This is a genomic window from Flavobacterium algicola (genome assembly GCF_022399565.1).
Taxonomy (GTDB): domain Bacteria; phylum Bacteroidota; class Bacteroidia; order Flavobacteriales; family Flavobacteriaceae; genus Flavobacterium; species Flavobacterium algicola.
On record NZ_JAJTUT010000002.1, the window covers coordinates 869480 to 883274 of the forward strand.

A 13795-nucleotide genomic window follows, 5' to 3' on the forward strand; every position below is an offset into this window, starting at 1 on the left:
TATTTCTTGGCACCATTTTCTTAGTCTTAACTGGTTTTATTTAAATAATCTATATCCACCTACATCAAAATGCTTACTATCTTTACCAGCGGTGATAGTGACAGGCACCTCATTATGAATGTACAACTTACCTTCTTTTCTCTCGAGAACTACATTTCCTTTCTCAGTAGCTGAAATGGCGAAATCTTTTGTCCTCAATTCTGTTCCATTTCCCATAAATAAAACAAAATCTCCATTCTTTTCGTTAGCAATCAAAGCGTATGAGGCATTAGTTGACATTGTACCATACTTTGCCATTTGATTGTTTGTCGAAGAGAAAACAAAATCTTCTCTTCCTGATTTATTGACAACCTTTACGCCAGCAAAATCCTTACTTTTATTTTCATCTTCAAAACCAGTGATAGCAGCAATACTTTTGCCTTTGCTATTAGTAAAAGGTTCGTAAATTGATACAAATGGGTGCTCCCATGCCTCACCATGTTGTCTTGCTGCCAAGGTCAAGTAAGAAGCTTTTTCCACATCATAGGGTAAACCTCCACCTCCACCATGATATGCTTTGTTAGGTGGTGACTTGATAGTAAATACTTCGCGTCCCTCAGTACCTTTCATCCATAGATTCATAAAAACATCTTCTTTACCATCTGGCATATCTATTTTCCACTCGGCTTGATAATCATTATCTGTACGGATCGATTTTTTGTCCCACATATAATCAAAAGCATACAAATGTCCGCCTGCAAAGCCCATTTCTTCGCTTGGAGTAAGCACAAGTGGATTTCCTTTTGCATCTTTTAGTTGCATACTTTGACCTAGATTATGGTAAAAATAATCGTGAAATTTATCCCCTTTGCGTTGTTTTTTAGATCGAAAAATATCTACGTAATAACCTGCGGTCGCTCCTGTTTTCACAATACTTACGGTACGCGTTTGATCGCTACGTGTTTCTGGCTCTAAAAAGTAGACATCAGAATAAGTGATATCTTTGTAAAACCCTTCTTTTTGTTCTGATTTTGGGTACTGCCCCATCAAGTCAAAATCATGATAACTCAACATTTCAGTATAAGATGAAACTCCATCTACCATAACCGTATTATGCGCTGGAAATTGAGAATAATATTCTAAATAAACCGGTTGTAGGTAGCTAGCACCTTTACCAGGATCTCCCCCTTGCACAAAACCTTTTCCGTACAATTCCATATTAATTCCGTTGGCATGCATGTGGTTTCCAAGAGAACCGTTTAAAGAAACCATCATTCCATCGGTACCAGTTCCCATGCGTTGCACGTGCCAACTTACATTAGGTGCATAGAATGTTTGAGTGATGTAGTCTTGTATGTTTCCAACTTTAAACTTCGGATTTAATTCTAATGGTTTACTTGCAAAAAATGAAGCGATATCTGCTTTGGGTTTTGCACCATGTCCTGATTTGTCTGAATCTTTTGCAAACAATCTGTACATTCCTGTAAACTCTTGCTCAGTCTTAGTATCTTTATTTTTTTGAGCAATGCGAATCATATCACTCATAGGTTCTGTACTAATGGGACCATAATTTGAATCTCCAAATGCTACAGTTTCGCCATTCGGAAATAAATACTGGGGAAGCATTTTTACCGCCTTTGGAATAACAGGCGTATAGGGTAAAATATTTTCATCGAAGGTCGTATTAAAATCTCTAATAAAATTTGTCAAATCTTTGGTAACACCTTGTGAATATCCAGGACATTCTGCCCAAACCCCATTATTCGTATCATAGCCATAATCAATAAACTTAGTCAATGACCATTGTCGAGCCGAAGTCACATTTAGAATATAATCGATATAATATTCACGTCCTTTTTTATCCTTGTAATTTTTATTGTCTTGCAAGACCATAGCTGCTTTCAAGATCGTTTTTGCTTGGTGCAAATTCCAATTATTTTGCGGTACACCATTTTTAATTATTTGGTCAATCCAACGTTTGATAGTAGCATCATACATCGCAATATCCTTAGGATGATTTGCTTCAATATATGGATGTAAAAAATCGTAAAGTTCAGCGATATCAATCAGTACTCCTTCATGAATTACTTGAAAATTAGTAAAACCGACCAAAGTCTGAATATGCCCATTCATTAAATCGATTGGTTCAGATCGATACGACATTCCTTCCATGTAAGTATGAAAGATATCATTAGAGAATTTAGCAAAACGGTCATCGTTTTCTAGCCAGTACAGGAATGAAGCATCTTTTGCTAAACCTATAATCTCCTCATTGATAGAGTAAATAGCTCTTCCCGTTAAGGCAATCTCAGCCCACTCAAAGGGAGCTCCTTTTTTACTTTTGTTAGGCAAATACATACCACGAGGATCATCCATGTAGGGCATCACATCTTCTAGCTTCGGTTTGCCGTAAGCGCTAGTGTAATCACGTGAACCTACAAACTTCACTGTTGGCACTGGTGCTTCTCCATCAGCGTGAGAATAATTGATTCCATTTACGTAAATGTTTGTAGCTTTTGTTTTCCAGAACATTTGTAATCGTGATACAATCCATTCTTTGTCTGTTACATGGCGTTCCACATGTTTGTCTACGTATTTATGCAATCCTTTGAGAACTTCTTGCGCCCAAGCTTCTTGTTTTATTGTTTTTTGAAGGTCTTTTTTCCCCTTTTGAGTAATGTAAATACGCGGATATCCCTGCTCTAAATTTTGCGGAAGTGGAATCTGTGCTTGAGCTCCTAGTCCAAAAGAAACCAATGCTATTACTGTTAATGTTTTTCTCATTTTCTATTATTCTATATTATTTCTCACCTAACTAGCATATTGTCAAATCTACAACATGATTCTGCTCCTTATTTTATACTTGCTTTGGCATCCAAAATTTGTCCATCGACCAACAATCTAGTCTTTAATTTATCATAAGGAACTTCTTGAATACTAACATTCTTGTCAATAGCCAATGAAGCTGCTGTTGCCGCCGCTTGACCCAACATTATATAAACTGGTTCCATGCGTATGGAGCCATAAGCGCTATGCGAAGCCGAAATACATATCGGAACTATAATATTCGAACATTCTTCCGCTTTTGGAGTAATTGATTTATAACTTATACCGTAGATTGGAACTCCTGTCCATTTTGGTGTATCAGCATTGAGTGCTCCCTCTTTATCTACCCAAATTTGGGTGGGATGCGAGTCCATGCCGTAAGATCCTAGAGCTACAGGATCTGTCACTTTTTTAGATCCTTTCAATTGGTGCTCTGTCATAATCAATTCTCCCAACATTCTTCTGCCCTCGCGAACGTACAATTGAAAAGGAAAATGTCCCGTATCAGTAAATTCATCTTTTGCGTAACCTATTTTTGAAGCTCTAAAACGAACATTTTCTGGTACTCGAGGATGATTAGCTAATGTCCATAATAATCCTTTGGTATATACATAATGGTCATTAACAATTTTTTCTCGTTTTGAATAATCTGCATCTGGATAATCGTCAGCATGTCCCATATAATCGGTCGAAACCCATCCCGCCTTATTGGTATCTGTTTTTTCATTAGGAATTGGATTGGAACCTAGAGGCAATCCTTTAGTATTCCCCGCTTCTAACCAACGAAACAATAATTCATACTCAGACTCATCATAACCTTGTGGTTTATCAAAAGGCACTAAGTTTTCAGGTTGACTAGTAAGACATAGTCGATAATTGTAAGCCTGTACTCTTTTGTCTCCGTCTCCTTCATTACCAACAACATTCGGCATCAGTCCTTTGATTACACCACTTGTAGAATCACCTGGAATTATGAACGGATCAAGTGGTCTTTCTCCTTTTCTTTTAGGCTCCTTAGTTTGAACCCCATTGATTTTTTCGTCATATTGGGAGTTTGGCTCACGACCTACAGTATATGAAACCCCAGAATTGGCCATTAAATCACCTTCATAGCTACAGTCAATAAAAACTTTTGCTTCGAATACACGTCCTGACTCCATACGAATGGATACGATTTTAGTTCCTTTTTTGGTAACACCATTTTTCAAATCCAATCTTTCGCCATAAACCACAGGAATCCCTTCCTTGGTAATCATTTCATTCAATTTTAACTCTGCCACATGGGGCTCAAATACAAATAAAGCATCTGAACTAATACGCCCCTCTTTGGCTTTGGAAAGAAATTTTTCTTTCGTTTCGTATTTCCAATGCGCTGGATTTTCATACCATTGATGTATCGACTGATAAAATTCTCTAGCTACTCCGCCAATGGTTGCTTGCTTACCCACATCAGTATTTCCTAATCCACTGGATGTCATTCCGCCAATATATTTACTTGGTTCAATGATCACTACACTTTTCCCCAATCGGGCGGCTTGAACTGCTGCAATCACTCCCGCTGCCGTTCCGCCATAAATACAAATATCCTTTTTGGTTACATCATTAATCGATTTCTTTTTTTGAGCATAGCTTGGATTATATCCTATAGCCAACAGCATACAAATTGTACTTACTAAAATGTGACGTATATACTCTTTCATACTTAAATTCAGTTATAATAAATAAGATACTTTATTCTTGTTATTTGTTTATAATTTCAAAATCCCCTTTAATTCCAGTTTTACAATAGCGACTATTTCATCACTATTTATTGGAGGTATTTCAACAACAACTCCTTCTTTTTTTGATTCTTTCTTCAATACTTTACCATTGGCAAGGAGCGAAACTTTCTTAATCTCATTAGAAAATTTCGGAAGTACTATTTTACCATTAACAGGTCTTTCGAAAACAGAAAAATAAAGAATGGTATTGCCGTTTTCCTCCTTTTTAGTACATCGTCCCCAATCCATTTTTCCAAAAGGACTAGATGTAGTTCCATATATTGCCTCTCCATTTACTTTAAGCCAATCGCCCACTTCTCCCAATCGACTAACAGAAAGTGCTGGAATTATTCCTTCGCCCGTTGGCCCAACATTTAGTAACAAATTCCCTCCTTTACTAGCAATATCTATTAAACTGTGTACCAATGAATCCGAAGATTTCCAGTTTGTATCTGTTTTATGGTAGCCCCATGCTCCATTCAAAGTCATACAAGTTTCCCAAGGATCAGGCTCGCCATTTCCAGGGATTTTTTGCTCTTTTACAGCATAATCTCCTAATCGATTTCCAATTCTTTGGTTAACAATACACTTAGGATCAATAGAATGAATCAATGCCAAAAGCTCACGACTTTGGTCTAATGTAATTAATTCAGGAGTATCAAACCAAAGAATTGCAGGGTGGTACTGTTTCATCAACTCTTTTATCTGTGACTTTACTTTGCGCTCAAAATATTTTGAATAATCCTTTTTTGCCTCCTCAGGAAAATCCCAGACATTACTACGCCATCCGTCTTTTGAATTACAATCGGGATCGTGCCAATCGCGCCCTAAGGAATAATAGACGCCAAATTTCAAATCTTCTTTAGTGCAAGCAGCAGCCAATTCCTTAATCGGATCTCGTTTCCAAGGCGTTTGTTTCACAATATTATAATCATTACTTGGGCTATCAAACATGGCGAAACCATCATGGTGTTTTGCCGTGATGACCATATATTTCATTCCAGCATCTTTTGCAGTTTTGGCCCATTCATCAGCATTAAATTGAACGGGATTGAATTTGGCAGCAATTTTTTGATATTCTGTAATCGGAATTTGTAAATTTCGCATCATATGTTCAGAGCGACCATCCTTACCATTCCAAAAACAGCCATCCTGGGCATATATTCCCCAATGAATAAACAGACCAAAACGGGCATCGTTCCACCACTCTAGTCGTTTGGCAATTACTTCTGGAGATTCTTCAGATTTTAATCTACTATCAGCATATTTGTCACCTGTATCAATGGTACCGTCAGTGTTAACCTGCGCAGTAATACTATTGGTCATCACAAAAGATAAGCCTGTAAGTAATATAGTTCTTCTAAAAGTGTTGAATCTTTTCATATTTTATTAAGGCAAAAATTTTATCAAAAATTTTATTTAAATTGGGCTTCGACAAGCTCAGCCTGACAAAGAAAAAATGATTATGATACTATACTTAGATTAAAAAATCAGCTCTAACTAACTTTTAAATAATTCCATACCAATTTATAAATTACTCTTTTGGAGAAAACAATTCATTTTTTAATTTATTCAAAATAGCAGGATAACTTTCCCCGTTTACACTACCTCCCGTTTTTACTCCTGCACCAAAGGTTATCGAATCACCAAAACAAATTATTTTTTGGTCTTTAGATAATAATTTATTCACATTTAAGTATTGAAACACGGTTTGACCGATAAAGTGATACCCCAAAGAAGTTAAATGAACACCATCTCTAGCTTTGCTATTTATTATGCTTTTAAAAAAAAGATCTTCATCGTGTTTCGGTAAATTCATATCTACAAATTTTTGATATAAATTAATCGAATGCAATTGCATTTTTTGTGCTAATCGCTGTTGTATCTTTCGAACAGAATCCATTTTTACATTGGGCGTTTCTTTGAATAACTTTCGATCATGTCTTTCGAAAAGATAAATACTGTCAACAGGAGGAGATGACATTAGAACGACTTTGGCTCCAGTATCTTTAATCCTTTGAATGATTTTTACTAGATTATTTTCATACTCTTTATACGTTAACATCTTTTTGGAATTGAGCATATCATTTGTACCAATCATCATGACAACCAAATCTGGTTTTTGCTGGATGACATCGGTTTCTAATCGCCCTAATAAATTGGTTGTAGCATTACCGCTTACTCCTGAATTGAGTACTTGCGCATTTACTTTGGCTACAGCCAAGAAAAAAATTAGTAATAGTAACTTTCGAATAAAACACTTCATTTTGCTGTTGGTTTTACTGCTGTTTGAATTCTAAAACTTGTCCATATTGAACCAATTTTTTACTTAAATCACTATATGAAATATCATATATTCCTTTATTTGCATCTAGTGCTAATGCTGCTAAAGTTCCTGCACTTTGACCTAAAATCATAAAAACTGGTTCCATACGGATGGATCCGAATGCAATATGCGAGCTTGAGACCGCCATTGGTACAATTAGATTACTACATTCTTGTTTTTTAGGAAGTATAGTTCCTAAATGAATTTGATACGGCTGTTTGGCATCTACTCCCAAATCGCCTTCGTTTTGTACATAACCATCTTTGGTAATATAGCGCTGTGCATTGTGTGAATCCATAGTATAAGATCCCATACCTATTGATTGAGACACTTTTGAGTTTCCTTGAATTTCATTTTCGGTCATTACAAATTCGCCAATCATACGACGTCCTTCACGCACATAAATTTGATAAGGCCAGTGCCCATTGTCTGCAAATTCATCTTTAGAAAGTCCCCATTTACTAATACTTGTTCTTAATCTTTCTGGAACGCTCTCGTCATGCCCCCAAAAATAAAGCAGCCCTTTATGGTAACTAATATGTTCTTTTAGAATTTCGTTTCTCTTTTCATATGAAGCTTCTGGATATTCATAATTCATTCCGATATTGTCCGAACTAAAAGGCCCAACATTGTTTACATCTCTTTTATTATTTGGAATTTTTCCGCCGCCAAACATTCCGGTCCAACCCCCTCTGAACAATCTTCTCAGTAATTCATACTGTTTAGGATCGTAATCAGCTGGTTTTTCAAAAGGAACTACATTTCCAACAGCATTAGTTGTACACAGTCGGTAATTATAGGCTTGAACTCGTTTGTCTCCAGAGCCTTGTTCGCCTGGATCTTCGGTAGATATTCTAGGAAGTACGCCACTTGTTGGATCACCTTCTACTACATAAGGACTAATTTTTCTATCTCCAAAATTATGAGAATGATGAAATTTTTCTTTTTGGACACCATTCCATGTTTCATTGTATACACTATTTGCCTCGCGCCCTACATGGTATTTTACATTGGCTGCAGCCATTAAATCACCTTCATAAGTACCATCAACAAAGATTTTTCCGGTATAGGTTTTACCGTTTAGCATCTTTATCGAACTGATTTTACCATCTTTGATCTTCACCCCTTTTTCTCTGTCAAGCCAGGAATCTCTTATGATTTTTATTTTATTCTCGGCAACCCATTTTTCAAAAATAGCTTCTGCTACATGGGGTTCAAATGTCCACATCGTTTTTAATTGATCATCAATGGCAGTTGTACCTTGACCTTCATTACCATATTCAGATCTCGCTTGCCAATTCCAAGCTTTTTCGTTTTGATAATGTTTGTATACCTCTTGATAAAACTCTTTTGAGATTCCACCAATGACACTTTTATTTCCAAGATCGGTAAAGCCTAATCCGCTTGCAGACAATCCGCCAATGTGTTTTTCTGGACATACGATTAGCACTGTTTTACCCATTCTTACTAATTGAACTGCAGTAGCAATTGCACCCGAAGTTCCTCCATAAATGATAACATCGGCATCATCTGAAGAATTAGTAACTTTTTGCGCTGAGTTGCAACTTACTTGAAAGAGAAATGATAATAGAATAAATGATAGTTGAAAAAGACGTTTCATAGAACTAAATTTTGAATGCTTTATTAAAAAAGATTGTATCTGCATTATGCACTATGTTTAAAAGTAAAATATGGATAGAGCTGATGCAAAAAAATATTATAACAATGTTATTCAATTTTAAATCTAGTTACTATAAATTATTATGCAATAGGTATCATTTATAACCTATTTTGCAAAATGAGCGGTGCAAATGATTGATATGAGCGGCTTCATCAATTTTCAGGGATTATCTACACAGGGAGCATTAAAACTTTCGAAAGATGAAAAAAAAGGATTTCTTCAATTTTAATCAACAGAAATATTTCCTTTTTTTTTTGAAATATAAAATCTTAAGAGAAATTATTAATCGAATTATTTATTTGTGCAAAGCAAAAAAGAGACAAATTAGATTTTGTCCAATTTGCCTCTTATTATAGTTTAAAGAACTACCAAGTTTGATATAGTTGATATTATATTTAGTTTTCTTTTTGATGAATTGCCCTTGCTAGTGCTTCTTTTACCTGATTACTTTCGGGATACAGTTTTGCAGCAATTTTAAAAAAAGTAATTCCCTGATCCACATGATTTGTCCTAATGCAGTAATTTGCCATCCAGCTCAGGTAATTCTCTGTTGGAAACATATTAAATCCTATGTCTTTACTTAATTTTTTAAATTGTTCTTCGACTACACTAGGATTTTGAGTCGCTTCCTTAACATTAATAAGATGTTCCCTAAAAATGAATCGCAATCCATCATACGCTGCGGGAATCGGAATAGTTCCATGATTTTCATTTTCATACAATTGAAGTTTCAACCGCAGGTTTTTTGGCTTTTTATAATCTAATATTGAGTCAAATTTTCTAATACTTTTCATCATACTTGTAGAACCATCTTTTGATGCCTTTCTCTCATTTGCCATTGCCATATAAACTGTTCGGTTCTTAAAATCTTTATGTGGCTGTAAAGCTTCTGCTTGTTTACTCATCAGTTCATTGTCCCACCATAGACTTGGATCTATGATGATATATGCATTAAACAAATCAGGATGATTCAGTAAAATGTTAGTTGCAGTTAGTCCTCCAAAAGAGTGTCCATTCAAAATCGAATAACCTGAGCTACTGTAATTCGAATCGATGTAAGGACGTAGCTCCTTTTCCAAAAACTGTATAAAATTTGTATTACCTCCACTATCTTGAAACATATCTTGTCTTTTGTCTTGGGAGTCCGCAATACCTACTTTTGTAGGTGTTAAATCTCTTGTTCTATTGGTATTGGTAATGCCGACCACAATCATTTGCGGAATCGATGCATAGGGACCCCGCTCCAATGACTGTTGCATTCCGGTGAAAGAATGAAAACTATTCTCCGCATCTAGTAGATAAACTACTGGATATTTTGCTGGAGAAAATTTCTCATTATTGTAATCTTTCGGTAGGTAAACCCAAACGGTACGTTCTTCATTCAATGCTTTCGAAAAAATTTTATGTTCCTTACCAATAGATATATTCCCTTGTGAAAGAACAGCAGTGCTAAAAAATAAAGTATAGAGTAATAGGGCTATTTTTTTCAATCTGTTTGATTTTAATGTAAAATAATATTTTTTGTTCAATTGCGAACCTTAATTATTTAAGTTGCACATTTTTATTTTTGTAAGTACGTCCGTACCAAATTAGAAATCCTGTGACAGGCAATGCAGTACATATAAGTCCCACCAATAAAGTAAATAATTTTCCTAGCCAACCTGCCCAAAATCCGATATGTAGATTCATTGCCCAACTATCAACTGCCAGACCATTCATCACCTTCACTGGAATTTCCATTTCTTTTCCTGTATAGCGATTGATGATATAACTTCTTCCATTTTGTACGCCTTTTAAACCTATATCTTGAGCCGCAACAGCAAGAAGAGAAGTTATACTATCTTTTGATGGAACAGAAATTTTTACCTGCTTAATTGATTTGTTCTTAGAAAATAGATCATCTACAACATGTCCTAATGGTGTAAAGGTTTTCGTGGCATCGTATTCTGGTTTGATTTCACGTAAATGTTTGTAAGCTTTTGGCATCCCATCAAATAACATTTGAGTGGTACGATTTAAAGGTTTGTTTACAATTATTAGTCCCGTAATAGTTATTAATAATGCAGGTAACAAATTATAAAATCCTGGAACATTATGTAAATCGTAATTAAGACGCTTAAAGCTAGCTTTCCATTTTATAGTAAAATTTTGCTTCTTGGTACCTTTATTCCATTTTTTTGGCCACCAAAGGATTACACCAGTAATCAACTCAATAAGAAATATCCATATAGAAATTTCAACAATCAAATTACCTGCTTTTCCAAAAGGCATCATTCCGCTATGTATATGAGCAAGTATGTAAAAATAATCATAAGCTTTGCCCGAATCTAACACTTTGCCGGTATATGGATCTATCCATGAAAATTGCAAATCGCGCTCTTTTGTAGAGGACGCCAGTTTGATGGTTCGTGAAGAATCACGATATGCTATGAAGTAAATAGCTTTTCTTTCTGGAAATTCTTTTTTATAGGACTTCAAAATTTCTTCTGGAGCCATTTTCTGCTTTTCTACATTTTCTACATATAATGATTTATAGGCCAAACCATCAATAATATCATCGCAAAAAATAAATAACACACCCGATAAAGATACTATGAATACAATTATTCCAGAGGACAATCCTAACCACAGATGAAGCCACGAATTTATTTTACGCCAACTACTTTTTTGTTTTTTTTTCTTTTCTAACATTTTCATGGTATCATTATTCTTAATTCTATTAAATAAAAAAACCAAGCAAACAAAGCAATAAGCTGTTGTTCGCTTGGCAAAAAAAAACTAAAACTTAAAACTTAAATGTAACATTGGCTACCAACTGTCTAGTAGGCATCATCGTTGACCAAAACCCATTGGTCCAATATTCCTTATTTGCAATGTTGTTTAATTTCAGACCGATTCTAAATTTCGGTTTTTCATAAAAAACTGTAGCATCCATAACTGTATAGCCATTAACGGTAAAATTATTATTGTCATTGGCAAAACAATCACTTTGCGTATTACCACCAAATCCAAAACCAATTCCCTTGGCACTACCATCCAATATTTTATAACTCATCCAAAGATTGGCTACGTTTTTAGGTGCCCCATAAGGCGTATTTCCATTTACGGCCCCCGAAGTATATACACTTTCATTATAACCATACCCCATGATTACATGCAAACCTCTAAAAGGGTTTGCGATCAAATCTGCTTCAAAACCTTTACTACTTTGCGTACCATCTTGAATTTGGAATCCGTTGTCGTAACGTACTTTATCTTTTACTTTAATGTCGTAATAACTTAAAGTTCCATTTAACTTCCCGCCCAACAATTCTACTTTTACTCCACCTTCTAGCTGATTAGCTTGTTCAGGTTTAAATTCGACTATAACACCACCTGGAACTTCTCCGGCACCCGTATTTGCAAAACCATTCATATAATTTCCAAAAAGAGATACTTTGTCTTTTACAACTTGATACACTACCCCCATTTTTGGTGAAAAGAAATTTTGATTTTGACCAGTAGATCGATCTTCATAATGGTCAAAACGAACACTTGCCATCGCTAATAATTTATCTGTAAAATTAATTACGTTTGACACATAAGCACTTGTCGTCCTCAAATCCCTAGTGTTAACTAGATATGGTGCATCCATATCCGCAATCATCTGATGGTATTTTTCAATATTGATTAAAGGTGCTTCTCCATTTATAGGTGTTAAATCATTTCCAGCAGTAAGATCATATGAATTAACTAGAAATCTAATATCATTTGTTCCTAAGTATGTATAATCCAATCCTAATAACAGACGGTTTTTCATACTTCCTATATTAAATGTTCCTGTAAAATTTTGCTGAATCTGACTAGTTTTAAACGTACTGTTAATAGTCATCAGCCTACGTTGTAGCAAAGGTGCAGCAGTTGCATCAGGGTTATTATTTATGAGTAGGAATAAATAATTAGCATTGTTATCTGTGTAAGCGTTAGAAAAGTTAGTTTGAGAAACCCATTGATCTGACAATTTATAAGTAGCTCTAGCAAAAATATTTGTCGTCTTAGCTTCAGATTGTAAATCATCAGAAGTATACGATTTTTTAAAGTCGAAATTTAAGTCGTTGATACTGTTAATCGTTGATGAAGGTGTGAAATTTCCAAGACCAATATAACTACTGTTTCTACTCCCACTGTATATTTCAGCATCAAAATCAAATGTTAGGCGATCGTTTGCCAAATAGGTAAATGAAGGTGCTACAAAAAAAGTTTTGCTCTTACCATAATCCTGCCATGTTTTCTGATCATCCAGAGCAGCATTTACTCTAAATAGCATCGTTTTATCATCGTTTAATGCTGTATTATAATCAATTGTTGTACGACTCAAAGCCCAACTTCCTGTAGTGTAACTTACTTCTCCTTTTGTAGTTTTAAATGGTTTTTTGGTAACTCTATTTACTAATCCACCGTATGTTGTCAAGGTAGAACCAAACAAAGTTGCCGAAGGTCCCTTAATAACTTCCAAACTTTCAACATTAGAAGGATCACTCATTGTTACCCAATTGGTATTCATTCCGTTACGTACTGAACTACCATTTCCGCTAAATCCACGAATACGCACACTTAAACCTACTCCTCCAGAGCCAACACTTTGTGCAACATTACTAATTCCAGGCGCTGTATTTAGAGTACTTCTAAAATCGACAGCAATTTGTTCTTGAAAAAGTTCTTTTGGAACTATAGTGTATACCTGTGGGTTTTCAAGATTGCTCAGTGGGAGTCGTGAAACGTATTCACTTTTCTTCTCTGCAAATTTCTTAGCTCCCGACACAACGACCACTTCCTCTAATTCTTTTAGAGAAGAATCTAACTGTATCGAAACTGCAGATGTTTGGCCCGAATTTACCAGCACGTTCTTAGAGATAGGTTTATATCCGTCCATACTAATTTGCAAATCGTAGGTACCTGAAGGAATATTGTTAAAAAAGAAAATTCCACTTTCGTCTGAAATAACAGATTTAGCCAATGCAGGAAGATGAACGGTCACCGCCTCTCCCGCTTTTTGATCAGAAGTCGTGATCTTCCCCCTTATACTCCCTCTATTATTTTGTGCAAAAACTGAAGTTGTACTCAAACTTAGCACGAGTACGGTTATGAGAAAGGCTTTCAAATATTCCTTTTTAGACTTTGTTGTGATAAAAAACATTTTATTCTTATTTAGATTAATTAAAATTAATAATTTTACGCAAAACT

General features: G+C 35.2%; 8 protein-coding genes. All 8 read right to left on the minus strand.

The features are described from left to right. Window positions 1–36 precede the first annotated feature (36 nt). Complete coding sequence (locus tag LXH21_RS10275) at window positions 37–2763, minus strand: hypothetical protein (RefSeq protein ID WP_239865464.1); 2727 nt, start codon at window positions 2761–2763, stop codon at window positions 37–39. Window positions 2764–2831: 68 nt separating this feature from the next. Beyond that, window positions 2832–4505: an FAD-dependent oxidoreductase gene (locus tag LXH21_RS10280; RefSeq protein ID WP_239865466.1), complete on the minus strand. Its 1674-nt coding sequence runs from the start codon at window positions 4503–4505 to the stop codon at window positions 2832–2834. Window positions 4506–4553: 48 nt separating this feature from the next. Beyond that, on the minus strand, window positions 4554–5948 hold the full coding sequence (locus LXH21_RS10285; RefSeq protein WP_239865467.1) for an alpha-L-fucosidase: 1395 nt from the start codon (window positions 5946–5948) through the stop codon (window positions 4554–4556). 151 nt (window positions 5949–6099) lie between these two features. Beyond that, entirely contained in the window at window positions 6100–6831 is a 732-nt protein-coding gene (locus LXH21_RS10290; RefSeq protein WP_239865468.1) for an SGNH/GDSL hydrolase family protein, read from the minus strand. Window positions 6832–6844: 13 nt separating this feature from the next. Continuing rightward, window positions 6845–8512, minus strand: a complete 1668-nt coding sequence (locus LXH21_RS10295) for an FAD-dependent oxidoreductase (RefSeq protein WP_239865471.1) — start codon at window positions 8510–8512, stop codon at window positions 6845–6847. A 455-nt stretch (window positions 8513–8967) separates the two neighbouring features. Then, on the minus strand, window positions 8968–10062 hold the full coding sequence (locus LXH21_RS10300) for an alpha/beta hydrolase (protein WP_239865473.1): 1095 nt from the start codon (window positions 10060–10062) through the stop codon (window positions 8968–8970). Between the two features lie 52 nt (window positions 10063–10114). Next, complete coding sequence (locus LXH21_RS10305) at window positions 10115–11269, minus strand: PepSY-associated TM helix domain-containing protein (RefSeq protein WP_239865475.1); 1155 nt, start codon at window positions 11267–11269, stop codon at window positions 10115–10117. A gap of 88 nt (window positions 11270–11357) precedes the next feature. Next, window positions 11358–13748 (minus strand): TonB-dependent receptor, encoded by a 2391-nt coding sequence (locus LXH21_RS10310; RefSeq protein WP_239865477.1) that lies wholly within the window; start codon window positions 13746–13748, stop codon window positions 11358–11360. Window positions 13749–13795 lie beyond the last annotated feature (47 nt).